At 48.6% G+C, this 23,045-nt stretch carries 27 protein-coding genes; 11 read left to right on the plus strand and 16 right to left on the minus strand.

Going from position 1 to position 23,045, the window contains the following annotated elements:
• The 3 genes from ABJO30_05970 to trmD form a co-directional block, all read left to right on the plus strand.
• Positions 1-302 (plus strand): 30S ribosomal protein S16 (locus ABJO30_05970; GenBank protein ID MEP3232355.1); only part of this gene is annotated, 302 nt, incomplete at its 5' end.
• Positions 303-377: 75 nt separating this feature from the next.
• Positions 378-920, plus strand: a complete 543-nt coding sequence (rimM, locus tag ABJO30_05975; protein MEP3232356.1) for a ribosome maturation factor RimM — start codon at positions 378-380, stop codon at positions 918-920.
• Positions 910-1,602 (plus strand): tRNA (guanosine(37)-N1)-methyltransferase TrmD, encoded by a 693-nt coding sequence (gene trmD, locus ABJO30_05980; protein MEP3232357.1) that lies wholly within the window; start codon positions 910-912, stop codon positions 1,600-1,602. The genes rimM and trmD overlap by 11 nt, the downstream gene beginning before the upstream one ends.
• Before the next feature lie 100 nt (positions 1,603-1,702).
• On the opposite strand, the gene ABJO30_05985 is transcribed toward trmD, so the two are convergent.
• On the minus strand, positions 1,703-1,930 hold the full coding sequence (locus ABJO30_05985) for a hypothetical protein (protein ID MEP3232358.1): 228 nt from the start codon (positions 1,928-1,930) through the stop codon (positions 1,703-1,705).
• A 144-nt stretch (positions 1,931-2,074) separates the two neighbouring features.
• Between ABJO30_05985 and ABJO30_05990 the strand changes: the two genes are divergently transcribed.
• Genes ABJO30_05990 through leuB form a run of 3 tightly spaced genes read left to right on the plus strand, consistent with a single transcriptional unit; the run spans position 2,075 to position 4,170 of the window.
• The gene (locus ABJO30_05990) at positions 2,075-2,335 is read left to right on the plus strand and encodes a hypothetical protein (protein MEP3232359.1); all 261 of its coding nucleotides are present in this window, start codon (positions 2,075-2,077) and stop codon (positions 2,333-2,335) included.
• A gap of 59 nt (positions 2,336-2,394) precedes the next feature.
• A complete protein-coding gene (gene leuD / locus ABJO30_05995) occupies positions 2,395-3,000 on the plus strand; it encodes a 3-isopropylmalate dehydratase small subunit (GenBank protein MEP3232360.1) in 606 nt (201 codons plus the stop codon).
• Positions 3,001-3,045: 45 nt separating this feature from the next.
• A complete protein-coding gene (leuB, locus tag ABJO30_06000; protein ID MEP3232361.1) occupies positions 3,046-4,170 on the plus strand; it encodes a 3-isopropylmalate dehydrogenase in 1,125 nt (374 codons plus the stop codon).
• A gap of 36 nt (positions 4,171-4,206) precedes the next feature.
• Here the strand turns inward: leuB and ABJO30_06005 are convergent, their stop codons facing one another.
• The 9 genes from ABJO30_06005 to ABJO30_06045 form a co-directional block, all read right to left on the minus strand.
• Positions 4,207-4,758, minus strand: a complete 552-nt coding sequence (locus ABJO30_06005) for a hypothetical protein (GenBank protein MEP3232362.1) — start codon at positions 4,756-4,758, stop codon at positions 4,207-4,209.
• A 10-nt stretch (positions 4,759-4,768) separates the two neighbouring features.
• The gene (locus tag ABJO30_06010) at positions 4,769-5,305 is read right to left on the minus strand and encodes a TadE/TadG family type IV pilus assembly protein (GenBank protein MEP3232363.1); all 537 of its coding nucleotides are present in this window, start codon (positions 5,303-5,305) and stop codon (positions 4,769-4,771) included.
• Positions 5,306-5,336: 31 nt separating this feature from the next.
• Positions 5,337-6,782, minus strand: coding sequence for a hypothetical protein (locus ABJO30_06015; GenBank protein MEP3232364.1), 1,446 nt, complete (start codon positions 6,780-6,782; stop codon positions 5,337-5,339).
• A 191-nt stretch (positions 6,783-6,973) separates the two neighbouring features.
• Positions 6,974-7,561: a cob(I)yrinic acid a,c-diamide adenosyltransferase gene (locus ABJO30_06020; GenBank protein MEP3232365.1), complete on the minus strand. Its 588-nt coding sequence runs from the start codon at positions 7,559-7,561 to the stop codon at positions 6,974-6,976.
• 1 nt (position 7,562) lies between these two features.
• On the minus strand, positions 7,563-7,754 hold the full coding sequence (locus ABJO30_06025) for a twin transmembrane helix small protein (GenBank protein ID MEP3232366.1): 192 nt from the start codon (positions 7,752-7,754) through the stop codon (positions 7,563-7,565).
• Between the two features lie 68 nt (positions 7,755-7,822).
• On the minus strand, positions 7,823-8,440 hold the full coding sequence (locus ABJO30_06030; GenBank protein ID MEP3232367.1) for an HD domain-containing protein: 618 nt from the start codon (positions 8,438-8,440) through the stop codon (positions 7,823-7,825).
• Between the two features lie 34 nt (positions 8,441-8,474).
• Positions 8,475-9,860, minus strand: a complete 1,386-nt coding sequence (locus tag ABJO30_06035) for an aminotransferase class III-fold pyridoxal phosphate-dependent enzyme (protein MEP3232368.1) — start codon at positions 9,858-9,860, stop codon at positions 8,475-8,477.
• 143 nt (positions 9,861-10,003) lie between these two features.
• Positions 10,004-10,831: an SDR family NAD(P)-dependent oxidoreductase gene (locus ABJO30_06040; protein ID MEP3232369.1), complete on the minus strand. Its 828-nt coding sequence runs from the start codon at positions 10,829-10,831 to the stop codon at positions 10,004-10,006.
• A gap of 4 nt (positions 10,832-10,835) precedes the next feature.
• Entirely contained in the window at positions 10,836-11,747 is a 912-nt protein-coding gene (locus tag ABJO30_06045; GenBank protein ID MEP3232370.1) for a DMT family transporter, read from the minus strand.
• A 74-nt stretch (positions 11,748-11,821) separates the two neighbouring features.
• Between ABJO30_06045 and ABJO30_06050 the strand changes: the two genes are divergently transcribed.
• Positions 11,822-12,793: an AEC family transporter gene (locus ABJO30_06050; GenBank protein ID MEP3232371.1), complete on the plus strand. Its 972-nt coding sequence runs from the start codon at positions 11,822-11,824 to the stop codon at positions 12,791-12,793.
• Here the strand turns inward: ABJO30_06050 and recQ are convergent.
• Positions 12,790-14,601 carry a DNA helicase RecQ gene (gene recQ, locus ABJO30_06055; protein MEP3232372.1) on the minus strand — a complete coding sequence of 604 codons (1,812 nt, stop codon included), beginning with the start codon at positions 14,599-14,601 and terminating at the stop codon, positions 12,790-12,792. The two genes, ABJO30_06050 and recQ, sit on opposite strands and share 4 nt — an antisense overlap.
• 131 nt (positions 14,602-14,732) lie before the next feature.
• On the opposite strand from recQ, the gene ABJO30_06060 reads away from it, so the two are divergent.
• The 3 genes from ABJO30_06060 to ABJO30_06070 are packed head-to-tail and all read left to right on the plus strand — an operon-like array spanning position 14,733 to position 17,125.
• Complete coding sequence (locus ABJO30_06060; protein ID MEP3232373.1) at positions 14,733-15,263, plus strand: DUF805 domain-containing protein; 531 nt, start codon at positions 14,733-14,735, stop codon at positions 15,261-15,263.
• A 54-nt stretch (positions 15,264-15,317) separates the two neighbouring features.
• Positions 15,318-16,487 carry a succinyl-diaminopimelate desuccinylase gene (gene dapE / locus ABJO30_06065; protein MEP3232374.1) on the plus strand — a complete coding sequence of 390 codons (1,170 nt, stop codon included), beginning with the start codon at positions 15,318-15,320 and terminating at the stop codon, positions 16,485-16,487.
• Positions 16,484-17,125, plus strand: a complete 642-nt coding sequence (locus ABJO30_06070; protein MEP3232375.1) for a hypothetical protein — start codon at positions 16,484-16,486, stop codon at positions 17,123-17,125. The genes dapE and ABJO30_06070 overlap by 4 nt, the downstream gene beginning before the upstream one ends.
• On the opposite strand, the gene truA is transcribed toward ABJO30_06070, so the two are convergent.
• The 4 genes from truA to ABJO30_06090 form a co-directional block, all read right to left on the minus strand.
• Entirely contained in the window at positions 17,119-17,856 is a 738-nt protein-coding gene (truA, locus tag ABJO30_06075; protein MEP3232376.1) for a tRNA pseudouridine(38-40) synthase TruA, read from the minus strand. The two genes, ABJO30_06070 and truA, sit on opposite strands and share 7 nt — an antisense overlap.
• A gap of 1 nt (position 17,857) precedes the next feature.
• Entirely contained in the window at positions 17,858-18,784 is a 927-nt protein-coding gene (gene fmt / locus ABJO30_06080) for a methionyl-tRNA formyltransferase (protein ID MEP3232377.1), read from the minus strand.
• A 26-nt stretch (positions 18,785-18,810) separates the two neighbouring features.
• Complete coding sequence (gene def, locus ABJO30_06085) at positions 18,811-19,350, minus strand: peptide deformylase (protein MEP3232378.1); 540 nt, start codon at positions 19,348-19,350, stop codon at positions 18,811-18,813.
• A gap of 87 nt (positions 19,351-19,437) precedes the next feature.
• Positions 19,438-20,886, minus strand: coding sequence for a methyl-accepting chemotaxis protein (locus ABJO30_06090; GenBank protein MEP3232379.1), 1,449 nt, complete (start codon positions 20,884-20,886; stop codon positions 19,438-19,440).
• A 150-nt stretch (positions 20,887-21,036) separates the two neighbouring features.
• Between ABJO30_06090 and rmuC the strand changes: the two genes are divergently transcribed.
• A complete protein-coding gene (rmuC, locus tag ABJO30_06095) occupies positions 21,037-22,257 on the plus strand; it encodes a DNA recombination protein RmuC (protein MEP3232380.1) in 1,221 nt (406 codons plus the stop codon).
• A gap of 98 nt (positions 22,258-22,355) precedes the next feature.
• On the opposite strand, the gene ABJO30_06100 is transcribed toward rmuC, so the two are convergent.
• Positions 22,356-23,030: an OmpA family protein gene (locus ABJO30_06100; GenBank protein MEP3232381.1), complete on the minus strand. Its 675-nt coding sequence runs from the start codon at positions 23,028-23,030 to the stop codon at positions 22,356-22,358.
• Between the last annotated feature and the right edge of the window lie 15 nt (positions 23,031-23,045).

Consider the following 23,045-nt stretch of genomic DNA (forward strand, 5'->3'; position numbering starts at 1 on the left):
CAAAAGACGCAGAAGACCGCGTGATCCTCGACCAAGAGCGTATCAAGCATTGGCTTGACCAAGGTGCACAACCAACTGACCGCGTTCTTCGCTTCCTTGATGCTGCTGGTCTTATGAAACGTGACGCACGCAACAACCCGAAAAAAGCGTTGCCAGGCAAAAAAGCTCAAGAGCGTATTGAAGAAGCTAAGCAAGCTGAAGAAGACGCAAAAGCTGCAGCTGAAGAAGCAAAAGCCGCTGAAGCTGCTGCTGCCGCAGCGCCTGCAGAAGAAGCACCAGCTGAAGAAACTGCAGCTGAATAGTTTTACGCCAACAAGCGTACTCGACAATAAGCAATGCCGGATCATGCCGGCATTGATTGGCGAGGGAGATCAGCGATGACACAAAAACGCATCTGCCTCGGCCAAATTGGCAAAGCCAACGGCATTCAAGGCCATGTCCGCGTCAAACCGTTTACCGGCGAACCAGAAGCTTTTTCTGATTACGGTATGCTGGAAGACGAAAGCGGAAAAACAAGCTTCAAAGTCGCAAGCCTTCGCTCCATTAAGGGCGGTATGCTTGTGGTTAAATTCAAAGGCGTGAACGACCGCAACGCGGCAGAAGCCTTAAATGGCACAAAGCTCTATATCGACCGCGACAAACTTCCCGAAGTCGACGACGAAGATGATTTCTACGTCGAAGACTTACTCGGTCTCGATGTTGTAACCACCACGGGCGACGCCTTTGGGCGGGTTGCCAATGTTGATAATTACGGCGCGGGCGATTTGATCGACATTAAACCTGACAACGGGCAAAGCGTGCTGGTTCCTTTCACCAAGGAAGCGGTTCCTGAAATTGATCTTGCAGGCCGCAAAATCACCATTGATACAGATGCTGCCGGACTTAACGGCGACAATAAGGTGCGCGGCGATGTCGGATAAACCGTGGCGCGCCAGCGTGCTCACCCTTTATCCCGACATTTTCCCCGGCCCACTCGGCGCCTCTCTTTCAGGCCGCGCGCTTGATGCAGATAAATGGGCCCTTGATACAGTCAACATTCGCGACTTCGGCGACGGCAAACACAAAAATGTCGACGACACACCCGCAGGCGGCGGCGCTGGCATGGTGCTACGCGCCGACGTGTTGGGTTCAGCAATAGACAGTATTCCAGACGACCGCCCCCGCCTCTTGATGAGCCCACGCGGCAAACCGCTCACACAAAAACGCGTGCGCGAATTGACTGAAGGTAATGGCGTGATCATCGTCTGCGGTCGCTTCGAAGGGGTCGATCAACGGGTCATTGATGGCCGCGACTTAGAAGAAGTCTCCATCGGCGATTACATCTTATCTGGCGGCGAAATCGCAGCCATCACCCTAATCGACGCCTGCGTGCGCCTACTACCCGGCGTCATGGGCGCAGAAGCATCTGGCGAAGACGAGAGCTTCGAAAGCGGCCTACTAGAATACCCGCACTACACCCGCCCAGCGATTTGGGAAGACCAAGAAATCCCATCAGTACTCACAAGCGGCAACCACAAACACGTCGATGAATGGCGCCAAGCAGAAGCCGAAGACATCACCCGCAAAAGGCGGCCTGATTTATGGGATACTTTTAAGAAGTGAGATGGGTGAGTGATCGCAAGATCTACGCCTCATTAACTCCAAACACCCATAAAAAAAGCGGCCCCAAAGGGCCGCTCATTTTTAAATATCGTCGTGCGTTTTAGCGCGGGCCAGCAAATCCAGCATCATTGCCATCTTCAACGCTTGGTAGTGTGCTTTCTTCAAAATTTGAAAACCCATCAAAGCTGGAACTCACACCGAATGTTGTTTCAGACGCAACAGATTGTGGTGCGTAGACTGTTTGGTCAGCACCCAATTGGCTTTCTGCAGCGGCAAAACCAGTTGTTAAAACCAAGGCAACACCTGCTGAGATCAATAGTTCTTTCATGATTATTCCTTTCGTATCTTCCAAAGAACCGAACAGATGGGAGACTTGGGAGGGACTGTTCGGCTTGGTTTTGATGTAAGAACTATTGGACAAAGAATAAGCCATCGTCCTAGAAACAAATTGTTCACAAAAAGCGAGACAATCATGGGTACTCAAGAAAACAAGAATGAAGCCGCTGCAAATCGGGCAAAACGTGATCTTGAGCGGGTTAACGCGCAAGGTGATACCATTGGCACATCTGCTGCCGCCCGCATGGCAACCAAAATGGGTGACCGTTTTAAAGCCAGTGATGCGGATCAAGACGATAAAATTGAAGTTTTAGGCACACGAATTGGTCGTGGGCTCGGTTTAATCGCTTTTATTGGCCTCGCGATCTATCTTTTCATCACCTATGTCTTGAACTAGACCCCTTTGCTCGGTTAGAACGACGCCAAGCCTTACAAAGCGTTGAGAAAGAGACTGTCATGGAAAAATTTGACAAGCTGTCTGGTGTTGCTGCACCGCTGCCAATTATCAATATTGATACGGATATGATTATCCCAAAACAATATTTGAAAACCATTCAAAGAACTGGCCTTGGAACAGGTCTCTTTTCTGAAATGCGTTACAATGAAGATGGCAGCACGAACGAAGACTTCGTTCTCAACAAGCCAGCCTACAAAGACGCCTCCATTCTTGTTGCAGGTGACAACTTTGGTTGCGGTTCCTCGCGCGAACATGCGCCTTGGGCGCTGCTGGATTATGGCATCCGTTGCATCATCTCAACCAGCTTTGCCGACATTTTCTATAACAACTGTTTTAAGAACGGTGTTTTGCCAATCGTCGTCAGCCAAGATGAGCTCGACAAGCTGATGGACGACGCCAATCGCGGTGCCAATGCGACCATGAGTGTTGACTTGGAAACACAAGAAATTAGCGGTCCAGATGGTGGCAAAATTGCTTTCGACATCGACCCATTCCGCAAACATTGCATGATGAACGGCCTTGATGACATCGGTCTTACGATGGAAAAAGCAGCCAATATTGATAGTTTTGAGGCGGATCTTTCTGCAAGCCGCCCTTGGGTATAAGCGCACGCGCTTCACCCCATTTTAAAATTCAAAGAGGATAAACCCATGGCGACCCATAAAGTATTGCTACTGCCCGGTGATGGCATTGGCCCTGAAGTATTCGACGAAGTTTCAAAAGTTATTGACTGGATGAACGCAGAAGGCGTGCTTGACGGCGATACGTTTGAAACCGAAACCGATCTTGTGGGTGGCGCTGCTTACGACGCGCATAAAGTATCAATCACTGACGATGCAATGAAGATTGCAATGGACGCAGACGCTGTCTTATTCGGCGCTGTTGGTGGACCTCAGTGGGACAACGTGGAATACGACCACCGCCCAGAAGCAGGCCTTCTTCGTCTACGTAAAGACCTTGGTTTATTCGCAAACCTTCGCCCTGCTATTTGCTACCCAGCACTTGCTGATTCCTCATCCCTTCGCCGCGATGTGATTGAAGGCCTCGACATTTTGATCGTGCGCGAATTAACCGGTGGTGTTTACTTCGGTGAACCAAAAGAGATCGTCGATCTTGGCAACGGCCAAAAACGCGCGGTTGATACGCAAGTTTATGAAACATATGAGATTGAGCGCATTGCAGAAGTAGCCTTCGACCTTGCTCGCACCCGCGATAACAAAGTCTGCTCAATGGAAAAACGCAATGTAATGAAATCTGGCTTCTTCTGGAACGAAGTCGTGACAGAAACACATGCGAAAAACTATTCAGACGTAGAGCTCAGCCACATGCTTGCAGACGCAGGCGGCATGCAACTTGTGCGCTGGCCAAAGCAGTTTGATGTGATTGTAACCGATAACTTGTTCGGCGATATGCTATCTGACGTTGCTGCCATGTTGACAGGCTCTCTTGGTATGCTGCCATCAGCATCTCTAGGTTCACCTGACGAGAAGACCGGCAAGCGCAAAGCCATGTATGAGCCAGTGCACGGTTCAGCCCCTGATATTGCAGGTCAAGGCGAAGCAAACCCAATCGCAATGATTGCGTCTTTTGCCATGATGTTGCGCTATTCGTTTAACAAAGTTGATGCAGCGACCCGCGTTGAAGGCGCCATCGCTTCCGTTTTAGACCAAGGCCTACGCACCGGAGACATCATGTCGGAAGGCATGACAAAAGTCGGCACAAACGGCATGGGTGCCGCTATTTTGGCTGAGATACAAAAAAGCTACGGAAAATAAGACCTCCGGCCCGTTTACCTCATCGAGGCTGGTGCATCAAACACGATCCACCAGTCGCACGAAGCGAGGGCGTCGAATTGCGTGTTCCATAAAGTCAACTTGCGCATCAAAGAAACCTTGAATTACGGGGTTATAAGACCCCTCAACAACAACCAGCATAACGCTTTCGGATGCTTCCATTGCTGGGAAATCATACCTTAGAATATCGTTATCTTGATGTTCTTCGCCATCGATGTTTGATGAACTCCAATTGACGAAATACTCATCTTCCGTGGCATTGTAAGAAACGCTCGTTAAAATGACCCTTAAATTATCGTCAGACACGACCAAGGATTGAGCCGTCGCGTAAAAATCATCCGCATTAGAATCGGTAACTTGAATACGCCTGGTGACCAAATCACTAAGCGTTGTTGCAGCGTGGAGGTACGAAGAGTTTACTCTTTGCACCTGAAAAAGTGTTGTGGACCCAATAAAAAGCAACGCAAATACAGGAAGAAGAAAGGCGCTTTCAATAGCGATCGACCCTTTAACTTCGCTCTTAAAAAATGATTTCCAGCTCCAAGTGCGGAAGGATTTTCTCAAAAACATATTCACCACCCTAACTCGGTTCATTTACAAATGCAGTCGACGAAATAATATTGTGCCTATCATCGGTTGTCGCAACTCTTAGAGCAAAGCCTATGCCCGGAAAGAAGAACTCGGTCGAGTAACAGGCCCGTAAGAAGATGGTACTGCTACCTATCCCGACGTTGAAATCAACAACTGGTCTTACCACCTGATTGCTAGAATTGAAGGTGATACATTCCGCATTATCGGTCGGAAGAGATGTCAAACCTGCAACCTCAGTCAATTCAAGGACCAACTTTTCTTCACAATCAGCCCCTGAGAGAGGGAAATTTTCGCAAATTTGCTCTTCCAAGTCAGCAATCGTAAGCCCAGACGTTCCAACAGAATTAATATAGATGTCTTTCGTCAATTGCTGGACCGAGCTATCAAACAAGACAACTCTGGTAAAATACCAACTGGATTCCAAAATGAAAAACGTCAGCGCAAGTATGATCGGGAACAGCATTGCGAATTCAATCGCGGAAACGCCACTCTTATCTTTGCGTAATTTTCTTAGAATGCGAAACATAATACAGCCATCGAAACGAGTGGCTAAGGGTCTAACCAGAGACCCTTAGCGTTGAAAGAGAACTACGGATCGCCTGAAACGCCGCCCCAATATTTAGGTTTTCAACCGCAAGGTGGTTGGAAGGTACAGAAGCGCAACTTTGCAAGAGAGCCGCCGCATCTGAGTTTTCATTGAGTTGGAAACCGATGGTGAAGACAGCCACGTTATTTTGGCGGAAAGCTTCACAAGCCTCGATGAAATACGCAGAAGCTGTTCCTTGACCAATCTGATGGGAAGAATTACCTCGTGCATAAATATTCTGGCGGTTTCCACTATCGCCATTGTTCGTAACATCAACAACAGATGGATCTCTTTGGCGAATCTGTGCGGTAATACCACCATCTGTCATGATAATCGCAACTTTAAGTGTTTCAGGATCATCAAAATCAGCTGGACGGCTCGCAAAACCACCACCAAGCTTTCCACGCCATTCTGGTGAAAGCGAATTAAGGCCCCAAGCAGTACCATGGTCAGTTCCAGTACCATCAGACAATGTTAGCTCATTAATCCGATCTTTAATCGCTTCAAAGTTACTTGAATTAAAAATAGCTTTGGATTTGTCACCAGGACACCATGGGTTACCAGTAACGTAGCGATAAAGCAGAGGAATTTGACCGCGCGAATGATCTGGAATTAACTCGCCTTCAAAATCATCACGTTCCAATTCGAGACAAGTGCCACCATTAGAAAATCTAAATCCTGCATCTTGAACGCCGTTACCAATATTATATTGAGCTCTGGAAGGGTTATGGTTCGCCGTATTAATTAAAGCCGCATAATCATCAAAGACAGGCCCAACATTAACCGAGCCGCCGTAAGGGATAAGATTAATCGACACTTCGGCCGCGTTGCCGTCATCACTAACGCTATCAACAAATTCGGTTGCCGCCGTTTTAAGTGCCGCTAATTTTGCACCGTTCATTGATGAGGAAACATCAAGAACCATAGCAATTTCTACCTTTGTACGACTTTGTATAGCTTGTGCATCCGCATTCACGCCAAGTACATCAACGCCGAATATTTGCATAAATGAAGTCGGCATATCATATTGCGCAGCAACACGTATCGTACGAGCATTAAGCGAACGGTCATTTTGAAGAATAGACACATTGATGCCATTTCGGACTTCTTCATCATCGAAGTTTGCTTTTATATAATCATCGATGGTTTCAGACGTCGGGCGCGCATTATCCAATGACGCGGCGGCCAAAACACCTGTTTCAACTGCACTTTGAAGCTGCGCTTCAATGTTTGATTGGCGCACAAGGTCCACTGCTGAACTACCTGCGAATGCTGTAAGAGTGGTCAATACCACGCCTGCATACACTGAGATACTGCCTCTTTTGTCACCACAAAAGCGACTAGCTGTGCTCTTAAGGTTTTTCAAATGGGTCTTGAAAGGGAAAAGTTCTGCTACTTTTTGATTTTTTTCTGACATCACTACTACTCTCACTTAATTTGATTGCAGCAGTTATAACAGTAAAAAATTTAGGCTCAGTAAAACGATTACCCGATTATTACTAAGTGGAATAAACTTTTTAGTAAGTCTTATCTATTGCCCATAAAATCGACACAGAAAGTAAAAAACATCAACAATATCAATAAAATAAGATATTTCTCTTAGCTCTATTATCGATTTTGGCCCGGCACCCAAAGCACATCTCCGCCTGCTTTAGCGTTCGTATAACGGCTCGCGACGAAAAAAAAGTCTGATAATCTATTTATATATTTATTGGCTGCAGCGCTCACTTCATTGTCGCCAACTTGGGTTAAAGCAACCATCAAACGTTCCGCACGACGAGATACTGTGCGAGCCATGTGGAGACCTGCAGCGGCAGGAGTTCCACCGGGAAGCACAAAAGACTTCAAAGGCTCGAGGTCCGCATTTAATGTATCAATCTCGCTTTCAATACGGTCAACTTGCGCGTCAACAATGCGTAATGGTTCATATCCCAAATCTTCACCCGTATCAGGTGTTGCAAGATCAGCCCCAAGATCAAACAGGTCGTTTTGAATACGAGCAAGCATATTGTCCAGCTCTTGAAGCTCTGGCACCTTGGCCGTTTCAATACGCACCATACCGAGACAAGCATTGGTTTCATCAACTGTGCCATAGGCCTCAATACGCAAATCACTTTTAAGACGACGCTCACCAGAACCAAGCGCTGTTGTGCCCGCATCACCCGTCTTCGTGTAAATCTTATTCAGCGTGACCATATCAGCTCCCAAATATCCAAAGCCCAAGCATCAAAACGCCAATTGCGATAAATTGCAAAAGCACGCGCATACGCATCAACTTTTGTGAAAGGTTCGCCGAGCCGCCCGTCGCCATGTTCTTGAGACCAAGGAAAAGCACGACGGCTACGCTGCCGAGTGCCAAGACAATCACAATTTTATAAAACAGTTCCAAATCGAACCCCTTTGTTGTTGAGCGGTATATCGCTGACTAGATCATATTCGTAAAGAGCTAGACGTGAATTAGCCACCCAAATGATCAAGTCCTATCGACTCACCTTCGCGAATGATCTCTGGGTCATAGGCTTTGCGAGCAAAGACCTCGCGCACCATCGGCTCGAAATACTCAATCGGTTTACTCTTATAATCAGGGTCGAAAGAAGATTGGTCCCAGCGCTCGCAGAAGATGGCGCAGGTGTCAAAACACGGATGGTCCTTAAACCGGTCCCGCGCATTTTCATCCCAACCATAATGATGCGCATAATAGATCATCTGAAAAATACCGTGGTGTTCAATCACCCACGACACTTCCCATCGCACAAAGGGACGGATTACTTCGGCAGAAAAGCGGTCATGGTTTTGTGGGGCAAGACCATCACCAACATCATGCAAGAGAGCGCCGACAATCCAATCTATATCAACGCCGTCTTCTTCCGCACGCGTGGCTGATTGAAGCGCATGATCAAGTCGCGTGATCTGATACCCTTCAATCGACACCTCACCTTGCCTGCGCAATTCGTCCAGCACACGATCAGGGGTCAACGCGAGATACGGCTTTTCAAGCTCATGCAAAAGCTCGTAGTCGGCTTTTGTGCCGTCTTTCATCTGCGTGAAGGAAACCGTCGGTTTATGATCGTTCATGGGAAACCCGCCCAAAGTTACAAAGGATCAACGCTTACGCAGTCACGCGCGTAATTGCGCCATCGATGGCAGTTAGGATCTCATCAATATCATCTTTTGTACAGATCAATGCAGGGCTGAGACACAACGTGTTGTTAAAGCCTTTCAGTGAACGATTGGTCACACCAATCACAACGGCACTTTCCTTAAAGCAATCACCAACAATCGCCTGAGCAATCGCCTCATTGATCGGTTCTTTGGTGCCGCGGTCCGCCACAAGCTCCGCACCGCAGAACAAGCCCTTGCCGCGTACATCACCGATGATTTGGTGTTTGCTTTTCAAACGCTCCAAGCCTTCAAGCACATATTCACCCATCGCTGTGGTATTTTCCAAAAGCTTCTCATCTTCCAAAATACGCATATTCTCAAGTGCAGCCGCTGGACCTGCCGTGCAACCGCCGAAGGTAGAAATATCGCGGAAATAGCTCATTGGATCAGACGGGTCCGCTTTGAAGTCTTGGAAAACAGCTTCTGTCGTCACTGTGCAAGAAATCGCTGCATAGCCAGAGGCAACCCCCTTCGCCATTGTCACCATATCAGGCTCAATGCCATAATGCTGATAGCCGAACCATGTGCCCGTGCGGCCCATGCCACAGACCACTTCATCAATGTGCAGCAACACATCATACTTCTTACAAATTTCCTGAACGCGCTCCCAATAGCCCTCTGGCGGGGTAATAACGCCGCCACCAGCAGTGATCGGCTCGAGACAGAGCGCACCAACCGTGTCAGGCCCTTCACGCAGGATCACGTCTTCAATGGCGTTAGCCGCGCGGATACCGTAATCATCCACATCGCCCCATTGCGAACGATACTCAAGACAATGCGGCACTTCCACAAAACCTGGTGTGAACGGACCATACTGACCCTTGCGCTCATCTTGACCACCAGCAGAAAGGCAAGCAATCGTGGTGCCGTGGTAGTCACGATCGCGGTACAGAATTTTGTGTTTCTTGCCGCCATATTTATTATAGGCAATCTGGCGCACCATCTTAAAGCATTTCTCATTCGCCTCAGAGCCAGAGTTTGAATAATAAACGCGGCTCATACCGGGCATTTTCTCAATCAAGCGCTCGGAGAACAAGGCACCTGGGATAGACCCCATGGAGCCCGCAAAATAATTCATCTTCACCAGTTGATCGCGCACAGCATCCGCAATGCTCTCACGGCCATAGCCAACGTTCACAGTCCATACACCGCCAGAGACGGCATCAAGATGCTCACGCCCTGCTTGGTTCCAAACCCGCATGCCTTTACCTTCAACAATGATTTGAGGATCAGCATCATCAAATTTTTGGTGTTGGGTAAGATGGTGCCAAACGTGGGCTTTATCAGCTTCAACAACGTGGCTTAGATCATTTTGTGTAAGAGGCAAATTCATGACCAGTGTCTCCAAATAACAAACAGGCGCTTTTATCTAAGGGTAATTGAACAGAAATTTTACGTGTTGAATAGAGGCAAGATGGTGCCAGAACAAAAGTTCTCAGGAACCAATCCTCAGCACGGTTGAAAGCTTATGAGCCATCACCCTTTTGCAAGAGGCCCATCAAGCAGACGGGTGGGTAATAAACGACGCATTGCATCAACCAGATAGGTCAGAGTTGTCACTGAATAGGCCGCTTTCGGTATTGGTGCTTCAGCCGCGTGGACAAGTTTTCTGAATACCGCTTCCGGCTCCAATTTAAAGACTGAAGATTTGGCTCCAGAGTTAAGCCGCTTTTTGCTGGCCGCATAGTCTTGGCTGTGCACCGTGTTTTCAAGGTCAATCTTCGCCTCTAGCATCGCCAATGCATTGGGCATGAACATCGTGTTGATCGGGCCGGGCCTGATGGAACTTGTGTAAATGCCGAACGGTTCCAACTCTATACGCATAGATGTGGCGAAGGCTTCAATCGCGTGCTTGGTCGCTGCATAGGGCGCGCGGTGTTTGCCTGACACGATGCCCAACACTGAGGAGCATTGCACAATCCGCCCTTCGCCCTGTTCACGCATCACCGGAATAAAACGCCGCGTTAATTCATGCCAGCCAAAGAAATTGGCTTCAAACTGTTCGCGCAGTGCATCGGTTGGTATATCTTCCACCGCGCCCAAAAGGCCGTAAGCCCCATTATTAAACAGCACATCAAGCCGCCCGCCAGTCTCAGCCAGCACTTGATCAGCGCAGGCATGGATGGAAGCTTCGTCCGTATAATCAAGATAGAACGTTGTGATGCCTTCCGCGTTTAGGCGGTCGATGTCTTCGGTCTTTCTGGCTGTCGCAAACACCTGCCAACCACGCGCTTTCATGCCATGGGCAGAAACATATCCAATGCCAGTGGAGCATCCTGTGATGAGTATGGTTTTAGCGGCCATTCGCTTACACCTTCTTCTTCGCATTCTTGCGTGAAAAAATATCAGACGCCAAGGCCACAGCCGCAGCAGTGATAAGCATGCCGACCACCTGCACGGTTGTCAGTGTATCACCGAATAAGTAGTAGCCTTCAACGGCCGAGAAAACTGGCACGAGATAAAAAACACTCGCAACCTTCGTCGCACCACCTTGTTGCAACAAATACATATAGAGCGTGAAGGCGATGCAAGAGAGGATCAAGGTCATCCATGCATAGCCAATGATCAGATCACGGGCGAAAATGAAATTGAAACTTTCGCTAAACAAAGCAATAGGCAGTGCCACCAAAAGCCCGCCGATCAACTGCAATCCTGGCTCTGTTTTAAAATTCATCGCGCCAACATATTTCTTTTGGAAAATCGAACCAAAAGTAATGCCAAGCACTGCAATAATATGCGCACCCACCGTGATGGCCGTAATGCCGCTCCCATCAAGACCCAGCTTAGGCGATACCACTAGCCCGCAACCAACAATGCCGATCAACAATCCAAGCCAATGACGAGGACTAATTTTCTCGCCCAAAATTGGACTAGCAAAGATCGCGGTCAACAAAGGCTGTAACCCGACAAGCAACGCGCTAACACCGGCAGGCATGCCATTTTTGACACCCCAAAATACAGCGCTCAAATAAACCCCATGGATCAACGCGCCTGACACAATGATTTTAAGTGCGCGCTCTTTGTTTGGCCAAACACCGCGCGAAAGCAAGCCGAACAGCAAAAGCACAATGGCCGCACCGCCAAACCGCAGGGTTAAAATAGATAAGGGTTCAGAATAGGGCGCAACAAGAGCTGCAACCACAAATCCGGTTGACCATAAAAACACAAAGAGAAGAGGAAGTCCGACACCCATGCGGCCACTTAGCCAGAAGCGATGCATAATAGCAATGCGATTTTATCACTCCTAAAAAGCTTTTAATCTGATAGTGATAGCGGCAAGGAGCATCCGCCTACATGTTGTCATTACTTCAAATCGTCCTACCTGTTTGTTTACTCGTGGTACTTGGGTTTTCCATTCGCTGGTTTGGCTTGGTAAAACCCAATGCAGATGAGATTATTGGCGATTTGGTCTTCAAAATTGCAATCCCCGTTTTACTGTTTCGTTTGATTGCTATTTCCAAATTGGACGACGCCAACCCGTGGACAATTTGGGCAAGTTACTTCATCCCTGTTGCGATTGTCTGGGTGTTTGCCGCTATTCTTTTGCCTTGGGCTTTTAAGCGGGAGGCCCTTTACGGCCTCATCGGTGGCATTGCTTCTGGGTTTGCCAATACAGTCCTTGTCGGCATTCCGCTCATTCTCCAAGCTTACGGCGAGGCGGGCATGGTCTCTCTCACCATTCTTCTTTCCGTGCACTTGCCCGTTATGTTTTTCGCCGCTGCTATCCACCACGATATCGCGGTCGCGATTGATGGGGAAGGCGGACAACCAGAAGAAACTTGGCCGCAAAAAATCAGTCGGCTGGTGATCACCGTTTTAAAAAACCCGATCATTATCGGCATTATTGCTGGCAGCGCCTTCCGCTTTTCAGGCCTCGACATGCCTGTGATTTTGCTTGATGTAACGGGTAAAATCTCTTCCATCGCTGGCCCGCTCGCCCTGATTGTACTTGGCATGGGTCTCAACAAATATGGCTTAAAGGGCAATGTCGGTCCCGCCACGATCACAACGTTCTTGAAACTCTTTGTGCATCCAGGCCTCGTGTTTGTGTTCGGCGCCTATGTCTTCGGTCTGCCGCCAGTGTTTACAGCAGGTCTGGTGCTTGCAGCCGCTGCTCCAACAGGCGTTAACGCCTATCTGTTTTCCCAGCATTTTGGAACGGGGCACGCTTTGGCTGCCAATTCGATATCCATATCAACACCGCTCTGCGTCATCACCACGACATTCTGGCTTGGGGTATTGGCAGCACACATAGGTGGTGGTTAGTCGAGCGCAATAACGCCTAAGAACGTCTCGCCAAAATTCTTGAGCTTTGCCGTGCCGACCCCTTTAACGGTAGCCATATCATCCAGCGTAGACGGGCGAATGACCGCCATCTCTTCCAGCGTTTTATCAGGGAAGATCACATAGGCTGGCACCCCCTTGGCCTTTGCCAATTCAAGACGCTTTTCTTTAAGCAGTGATAACAGCGTTTGGTCTCGATCTGAAATCTCGCGGCTGGCTTTTGATTTGTCGCGCTCTTTCGGTTTTTTAGAGCGAACAGCCACTTCTTCCAATCGGCATTCAAATTTGCCTTCGCCCCGCGAGAGTGCATTGCCTTTGTCGGTCATTTTCAAACCGCCATAGCCTGCAATATCGACCTCTAAAAAACCCGTCGATATCATTTGGCGCACCAGCGATTGCCAAAGCCCTTTGGTCATGCCGGATCCCACACCAAAGCAATCAACGCTGTTATGCCGCGCTTTGGTTATCTTCTCGGTTTTTGACCCGCGCAGCACGTCAATAATATGAGCTTGGCCATATCGCTCACCCGTTTCAAAAATCGCATCAAACACCATAAGCGCGTGTTCGCTGCTATCAGTTAGCTCAACTGGGTTTTCGCAAATATCGCAATTGCCACATGGTTCAGCACTCTCACCGAAGTAAGCAAGCAGCGCCTGCCGCCTGCAACTCATGCTATCGGCAAATTGCACCAAAGCATCCAGCCGCTTATTCTCGCGCCATTTGCGGTCATCGTCGCTGTCTTCTTGATCAATGAACTGGCGCCGCATGCGAATATCACCTGCACCAAACAGCATATGCGCTTCAGCTGGCGACCCATCACGGCCCGCGCGGCCAATCTCTTGGTAGTAGGCTTCAACACTGCCCGGCAAATCGGTATGAAAGACAAAGCGCACATCTGGCTTATCAATACCCATACCAAAGGCAATGGTGGCCGCCATAATAACGCCGCTCTCGGTGACGAACCGGTTTTGATGGTCGGAACGATCATCCGCCGTCAGCCCCGCATGATAGGCCAGCGCATTAAAGCCATCTTGCCTAAGAAGCTGTGCCACCTCTTCCGTCTTCTTACGAGACAGACAATAGATGATGCCACTTTCGCCGCGCCGCTTATCAACGAAGTTTAAAAGCTGGTCCTTCCAACTCGCCTTCGGCGTTACGTTGAGCTTGATGTTCGGGCGGTCAAAGCCGGATATGAAGCTTGAGAATTTACCTGAAAATAATTGCGTCTCAACATCTTTGCGCGTTGCTTCGTCGGCGGTGGCCGTAAGCGCTGCAATTGGCGTGTTGGGGAAGGCTTGCGAGAGCTTTCCAAGTTCTGCATATTCAGGCCGGAAGGCTGGACCCCACTGCGACATGCAATGCGCTTCATCAATGGCAAACAGGGTGATTGGTAATTTTGAAAGGGCAGACAACATCCGCTCTGTCATCAATCGTTCTGGTGCTAGATAAAGAATAGAGATTTCACCAGCAGCCACTCGCCGCCATGTGGCAACATTAGTATCGCGGTCGCGGGTGGAATTAATTGCTTCAGCGGCAACACCTGCAAGCTTCAAAGCGGAAACTTGGTCTTCCATTAGCGCGACCAAAGGCGAGATAACAACGCTCAATCCGCCAAGCGCCAATGCAGGCACTTGAAAGCAGAGTGATTTGCCCGCGCCCGTCGGCATAATCGCCAACACGCTTTCACCGTTCAGCAGGCAATCAACCACGCGCTCTTGGCCATCACGAAACTTGTCGTAACCAAACACGTCGTTAAGCACCGCCATTTTGGCTGCTTGCAAATCAGACATTAATGCCAAACCCATTCAATCATATCGAGTTGCATAAATGAGTCGGCAAGCAGGCAACACCGTCACAGGCGACTTTGACCAACTGATTTTAAGATCTTGTAGAGAGTTCCCCGTCATGCTTTGCGCGAATCATGACCAAAAACGCAGTAACACCCATGCAAAATCCAATGATTGCCCATTTCTCCCTTCAAGGCCGCCTTTCGATGGCAGCTTTCAGGCAGAATATTGTCATCGCACTGGCAATCGGCCTAGGTCTCGCATTTGGCATATCCTTCATTCTGTTTGGAACGATCCATCTGCCCCTACAGCCCTTCATGTGGAACCCTGATCCATTCCATCAAATGCTGTTTGTCTTGATCCCGCTATTTCTTGCTGCTCCATTGATCATTAAACGGTTGCAAGATCGCGGCAAAAAACCGCATCTATTCGCGCTTTTTGCAGGCCTTCTGGTCGGCATGCAATTGTTTGGCAGTTTTGATGCAACACCTGCCTATCTCCTACGTGATTTAACGCTAGAAAGTTTTGTCGCCCATTATGTCGTCTATACGCCCATCATTTTGCTGGGTTTGTGGATCTTGGTGAGCTGTAGTTTCTTGGACGGCACTGAGGGTCAAAACCAATACGGGCAAGCGCCTTTAAAGAGCGAAACAAGCGCCGCTTAATTGCGTTATCAAAGATGATTTGACGAGATGAAAAGCGAAAGCTAAATCTTAGTCATGACCGATAAAATTCCCCATAGTGTTGAAATCGCACAAGCCCTTGTTCGCTGCCCTTCTGTTACACCGGAAGAAGGCGGCGCCCTCACCTATCTTGAAGGCGTGTTGAAAGGCGCAGGCTTTGAAACGCACCGTGTCGTTTTCTCAGGCGATGGTTCTTATGACGTGGATAACCTCTATGCTCGTTTTGGCACCGGCGCACCGCATTTTTGTTATGGCGGCCACACAGATGTGGTGCCTGTGGGTGACCGTGAAGATTGGGACCACGATCCGTTTTGCGGCGACCTAATTGATGGCTATCTCTATGGCCGTGGTGCAGAAGACATGAAGGGCGGCGTTGCAGCCTTTGCAGCAGCAGCCATTCAATTCATTCGCGAACACCCCGACTTTGGTGGCTCAATCTCCATGCTCATCACGGGTGACGAAGAAGCTGATTCTATCAACGGCACGATCAAGCTCATCGAATGGGCACACCAGCGTGGTGAAGCGATTGACGCATCGATTGTCGGAGAACCAACAAATTCCGAGCGCGTTGGAACGACCATTAAAAATGGCAGACGCGGCAGCTATTCTGCCAGACTGACTGTGGAAGGCGTGCAAGGTCATGTTGCCTATCCAGAAGGCACACAAAATCCGATCACGGCAGCGCTTCCCCTGCTAAGCGCATTGACCTCTCCAGCCTTTGATGAAGGCAGCAAATATTTTCCGCCAACAAACCTCGAAATCACAACAGTCGATGTGAACAATCAGGCAAGCAACGTGGTGCCTGCAAAACTCACAGCGCGGTTTAATGTCCGTTTCAACGACCATTGGACTGGACAAACACTGACTGAAGAACTGGAACGCCGTCTAAGCGAAGCAGCGCCTGAAGGCACAGTTTATCATTTTGAACCCGTTAAACCTGTCAATGATGCATTCTTAACCGAAGCACCTGATCTTCTAGCACCGTTGCAAAAAGCTATTGCTGAAATTACAGGAGAGACCCCAAGTCTCTCAACGGCTGGTGGCACGTCTGATGCGCGCTTTATTAAAAACTATTGCCCCGTCGTCGAATTCGGCTTGGTGTTTAAAACATTGCATCAAGTGAATGAACGCACACCTGTCAAAGACATCGAAATTCTATGCGATGTCTATCAGGCCTTTTTGAAGAGATATTTCAAACAAGCATGATTTACAAACTGCCCCCTGATGAAATTCGCGCGTCAATCCTTGGCGTCATCAAGATTTTCAAGGGTGATGCAGATGCACTATCGCATTTCAATCTCAGTGCGGAAGGGTTCTGGCGATCATTCCAAGCCTTGTGGTTGATCCTTGTGCCCTATTTCATTGCAATGCTAGCAGAGCGCCACACACTTGTTGGCAATATGGGTATTGAGCTTGCAGCCTTTCCAAGCGCACAATTCTTCTTCGCCAAACTTTCAAACATTGGCCTTGAATGGATCATGATGCCCATCGCACTCGCCTTGCTTGCTGGCGTCCTTGGTATCAAACGCGAATATTCAAGCTACATTATCGCGCGCAATTGGGCATCCGTTCTGATGACATGGGTGTTCTTCATTCCAACACTCGCCTCAATTGCCAAATTGGTTTCAATCGAATTGGTGCTCTTTTTACAATTGGGGCTTTTGGGGGTAGTTGTCTTCTTCAGCTTCCGCATCGCACGGACCACTTTACAAAAACCTGCAAGCTTTTGCGCAACACTTGTCGGCATTGATTTTATGGCGGGCCTTTTGCTGTCACAGATTGTTTGGCGAACCTTCGGCCCAGCAGAAGTCGTCGAGTTTTTGAACACGCAGGTTATTCAATAATCCACTTGATAAAGACAAAGACCATCTGGCGGCGCAACAGGACCGCACCGACTCCTGTCGCACGCCTCTAATGCATTTTTAAAATCAGCCACGGCCCAGCGTTCACCACCAACTTGCACAAGCGAGCCCGCAATAGAGCGCACTTGATTGTGGAGGAATGAACGGGCTGAAACAAAAATTGAAATCTCATCACCATTACGCTCCACATTGATATGATCGATGCTCTTTACTGGCGATTTTGCTTGGCAGTGAACATGGCGGAATGTCGTATAATCATGGGTTCCAACCAAGCATTGCGCTGCCTCATGCATGGAAGTTACATCTAGATCGTGCTTCACATGCATGGCTTGCCCGCGATCAAAGGTGAGCGGTGGGCGGCGGTTGATAATGCGGTAATGATAGTGGCGAGCCTTCGCACTAAAGCGAGCATCAAATTCTTCGCTAACCTCTTCAACACCAAGGATCGCAATCGGGTTGGGTTTCAAATGAAAATTGAGCGCCTCGCGAACACGGTTTGCATCCCATGAGCCATTAAGGTCAACATGAGCCACCTGCCCTGTTGCATGCACACCTGCATCGGTGCGACCAGCGCCACCAATAAGGGCAGCTTCACCTGAAAAACCTAAAATTGCTTTTTCAATCTCTTCTTGAACTGACGGATGATCAGCCTGTCTTTGCCACCCGCGAAACGGGCGTCCGTCATATTCAATGATGAGTTTAAAACGCGCCATATTAGGTGAGCCGCATACCGGGAACGATCTTGTTCCCCTTCAAAAACTCTCCAGCACTCATAACACCTTTGCCAGAACGCTGGACAGACAAGAGTTGCACAGCACCTGAGCCGCACCCGATCGTCAACGTGTCATCAAGCACTTCACCCACAGGGCCGCTTTGATCGGTAAGCGATGTGCGTAGCACTTTTAAACGATGTACTTTGCCACCAATCTCAATCTCAGACCAAGCGCCCGGAAAGGGTGACAGACCGCGAATGTGATTATGAACGGCTTTCGCATCCAAAGACCAATCAATCCGCGTCTCATCTTTTGAGAGTTTATGGGCATAGGTCACACCCTCTTCTGCCTGCGGATGCGCCTCAAGACCAGTACGGGAAAGAGCACCCAAAGCGCGCGCCATCAAATCACCACCAAGCACCATCAACCGATCATGCAAATCACCAGCAGTCTCATCAGCGCCAATGGCCATACGTTCAGCCATCAACACAGGTCCCGTGTCTAACCCTTTTTCCATCTGCATCACCATCACACCGCTCTCCGCATCACCGCTCATAATCGCGCGATTGATCGGAGCCGCACCGCGCCAACGCGGCAAGAGCGATGCATGCAGGTTTAAACAGCCATAGGTAGGTGCTTCCAAGAGTGATGTTGGTAACAACAAGCCGTAAGCCACAACCACAGCAACATCCGCTTCATGGGCAATGAAGGCGTCCACATCGGCTTGCTCTTTGAAATTATCAGGCGTGAAAACTGGAATACCGAACTGCTCAGCCTTTTCATGCACTGGAGACTTGCGCAATTCCATACCGCGTCCAGCCTTGCGCGGTGGTTGGCTATAGGCTGCTACCACCTCATGGCCTTGGGCAATAATTTCCATCAATGTCGGGACGGAGAAATCAGGTGTCCCCATAAAGACAATGCGCATGGTCTACCAATCTGCTTGAACGCCTCTTAGAGGTTTCCAGCTTTTTTGAGTTTTGCAAATTTCTTGATCACACGATCACGCTTCAATTTGGAAAGGTAATCAATAAACAAGATGCCGTCCAAGTGATCGATCTCATGCTGAACACAGGTTGCTAGAAGCCCATCTGCTTTTAGCTCTTCTTCCTGTCCATTATAGCCGACATATTTGACAACCACCTCAGCAGGACGCTCGATCTCTGCATAGTATTCCGGGATTGAAAGGCAACCTTCTTCATAAGATGACATGTCATCCGACGACCAGACAATCTCAGGGTTCACCATGAAGATCGGCTGTGGCTTTACTGGTTCTTCGCTCTCATTATCTTCCGTGCGTCTGGCGCAGTCCATGGTGAGGATGCGCCGCGTCACACCAATTTGCGGGCCAGCAAGACCAATGCCCGGCGCGTCATACATTGTCTCCAACATATTATCGAGCAAACGGCGCAAATCATCGTCAACACGCTCAACAGGATCGCAAGCGACTTTTAGGATGGGATCAGGAATTTTAACAATATCGAGAATACTCATGCCCACGACATATGAAAAGCAAAAGGCCACGTCAATGGCGCGGCCCTTAGGGATAGAATGAAAATGTCTCTTATCAGCCTGACTTGATCAATCTTGCTTGTAAGCAAGGCGAATATTGCCCCAATGACGCCCTTGTACGATGATCGGCGCATTAAGCTCTTTCATCAAAACGAACACACCGCCGCCCATGTCACGACGATAGCTTTGCAGCAAGATTTCTTTTTGGTTTTGCGCTGCCCGCAAACCAATTCTGTCACGGAATAAATTGCGGTTACGACAATTAGCTGTGTTCCAAACGGGATCATTACCCATCGGCTTAGAAAACTTTTTGACATGAACCGGCACATAGCCTTCACGGTCTGCAATAATCAAAAAGACAATTTCAGATCTCGATTCAGCGATCGCATCATTGAGATGAGCAATTCGTTTTTCGATCAAAGGCAAGGATGGGGTCTTATAACGCGTCGGATTTGTGCCAGGAATCTCCTGATGATCGACGTTAAACAGATCGTTCAGCGAAATATCTCCGCTTTCCACTGCATTTTCCAGAACTTGCGACACCGTCTTTGCGTGATCACTAGCAATATTTAAAAACGCCGTCTCTTCCGTTTCCGCACCTGTTTGAAGAACGTCTGCCGTCAAATGATCCAGCTTGTCTGCAATTGATTGAAGCTGCGTGCTGAACTTCACGAGTTCGCCCGAAGAACTCGAGGATGCATTAGAAAGCTGATCGAATGCCTGTGAAAAGACAGAACAAGTATCATCAACTTGATTGGCATGGCCAGAAACGGCATTCGTCGATTGGTCTATCTGAGTAATCGCAGAACCGACAGTGGTCAAAATTTCATTGAATGATCCAGCACTCTCATTCACCGCTGCTGCTTTCATAGCTGCACCGCCTGATTGACTATTTAACTGATCCAATCCAGATCGCACACGTGTTATGGTCGTTTCAATTTCTGTGGTTGCAGCAGTGGTGTTTTGCGCAAGCTGTTTTACTTCACTGGCAACAACCGCAAACCCTTTGCCTGCTTCACCAGCACGAGCGGCCTCTATGGTTGCGTTGAGCGCCAAAAGGTTGGTTTGACGAGCAATCGTTTCAATTATACCCGTAACCGAACGAACGCTTTCCATCGCGTTGTTTAACTCTTCCATATTGGTATCAAAACCCGAAACATCGTCAATCAACTCTTGGATTGCGGTGATCGCTTCGTTCGCGGTTTGTTGAGATTGGCCGAGCTCTTTGTCCACGTGCTGCGCAACATTGCGCGCTGTGTCTATGCTGGCATTAATTTCACCGGTTCTCGCTTTAACAGTCTCAAGATCGCTTGAAAGAACACCAAATTGCTCAACTTCTTCAATTGAAGAAGCAGATATTTCCTGCATAGCGCCAGCAATTGCAGCCATGTCCAATCCAAATGCACTCAATTCCTTTGAAACCGTGCATAAAATTTCACGCATCTGAGTATTTTCAAACTCTAACTGCGCGCACTTATCTTCGATAGAAAAATCAAGACTAGAAGCAGCCAACACCATAAATCACCTCATATTAACCTGTATAATCCTGCAGGAACCTGGTTAATTTTCACTTAACATGGGAACAAATTCCGATACCGACTTAATGCTTCCAACGTTTTGAAAATCTTTACTTTGGCCGCTTGTTGAGAATCGGTGTATTCCTGCGCCATGTCATTTGAACAAATCGTCATCACTTTGGGCAATCGTTCCTTTTCTCTCGGTGAAATATTAATCGCCGGTGCAGGCTTAGCCCTTCTTCTGCTTTTCATGCTTTTGCTGATGGCATGGAAAAATGCATCACGCAGATCACACTTAGAGCGGTCTGCCCAAGCGCGCGCTGCGGAGATGGATTTGCGCATGGCTGAAGTGATGAAAGCGCAAGCCGAGATGGCGGGGCGCATGCAAACATTCGCAAATGTTTTTGGCACAAGCCAGCAAGACCTCACCAAATCCTTGGGCGACCGTATGGATACGATGAGCCATCGGCTTGGTCAAAACTTGGCAGAAACAACAAAATCCACCCATCAAAACTTGCAAGCGTTGGGTGAACGGCTAGCCGTTATTGATAAGGCGCAAACCAACATCACACAGCTTTCCAGCCAAGTTGTTGAGCTCCAAAATGTTCTGGCCAACAAACAAACGCGCGGTGCCTTTGGTCAAGCACGCATGGAGACCATTATCAAAGACGGTTTGCCGCAGGGTGCCTTTTCGTTTCAGGCAACGTTATCAAACAGCACGCGGCCAGATTGTTTGATCTATATGCCAAACGATGCCCCTTCGCTGGTGATCGATTCAAAGTTTCCTCTCGAAGCATGGAACACGGCGCGCCATAGCGACCAGCCAGATGAAATTCATGCAGCAAAAACACAGTTTCGCCGTGACGTTGATAAGCATGTCAAAGACATTGCATCCAAATATTTTATCACAGGCGAAACCCAAGACACTGCTTTTATGTTCGTGCCGTCTGAATCGATTTTTGCCGACATCCATGAGCATTATGAAGACATCGTACAAAAAGCCCATCGCTCACGCGTGGTGATTGTCTCCCCATCTTTGCTTATGTTGTCTATACAGGTGGTCCAATCCGTCCTCCGCGATCAACGCATGCGCGAACAGGCGCATATCATCCAAAAAGAAGTGATTGCCCTAATGGCAGATGTTTCAAGGTTGGATGATCGGGTCGGAAAGCTTCAAACGCATTTCTCACAAGCCAATCGCGATATTGATCAAATCATGACCTCGACAAAGAAAATCACAGGCCGTGGCAGTCGCATTGAAGCGTTGGATTTCTCAAAGGAAAACGATGCTGACGACACAGAGGTTTCTGCCGCGCCAGATGAAGCCCCTCTCAACCGCCCGATCCAACCAGATTTATTGGCTGGCGAATAGCGACGATAGAGCTCAATTCAATAAAAAAACTCAGCAAAGAAAAAAGCCCGGCTTGAACAAATCAAACCGGGCTTTTTAATGTTTAAAAGGTTCGGATCTTAAGTCTCTGTCAGCGGAGAAATTTGAATTTCTACGCGACGGTTAAGCGCCCGACCTTGTTCATTGTCATTGGAAGCAACCGGACGGGCTTCACCATAGCCTTGCACCAAGAAACGACGGCTATCAACGCCTGTGGTTGCAAGATATTGCGCAACATTCGTCGCACGGTTTTGTGACAGCACTTGGTTATCAGCATCACTACCAACGCTATCGGTATGGCCAACCACATCAACCAATGTTTTGTCATATTTCTTGAGCACAATACCGACAGAGTTCAACACAGGCTGGAACTGAGGCGACACCTGAGATTCACCCGTTGCAAACGTAGCGTTGCTTGGCAGGTTCAAAGTGATGTTATCGCCGTTACGCGTAACGCTAACACCTGTTCCTTGCAGTTGCTGGCGAAGCTCTGCTTCTTGGCGATCAAGATAAAGGCCCACACCGCCACCTGTTAGAGCACCAACGCCAGCGCCAATTAATGCGCCTTTACGGGCGGCTTTACCGCCACCAGTTAATGCGCCAATACCAGCGCCAGCCAAGGCGCCGCCAACGGCCCCAATACCAGTGCCTTTTACCAAATTAGAAGTTTTGGATTGCCCTGTGAAGGCATCTTGCGTTGTAAAACAGCCCGCAAGGCCCATCGAAAGAGCCGCCAAAGTGGCAGCTGTTGTCATAAATTTAGTCATCTG

This window comes from Hyphomicrobiales bacterium, assembly GCA_039973685.1.
Classification (GTDB): domain Bacteria; phylum Pseudomonadota; class Alphaproteobacteria; order Rhizobiales; family JACESI01; genus JACESI01.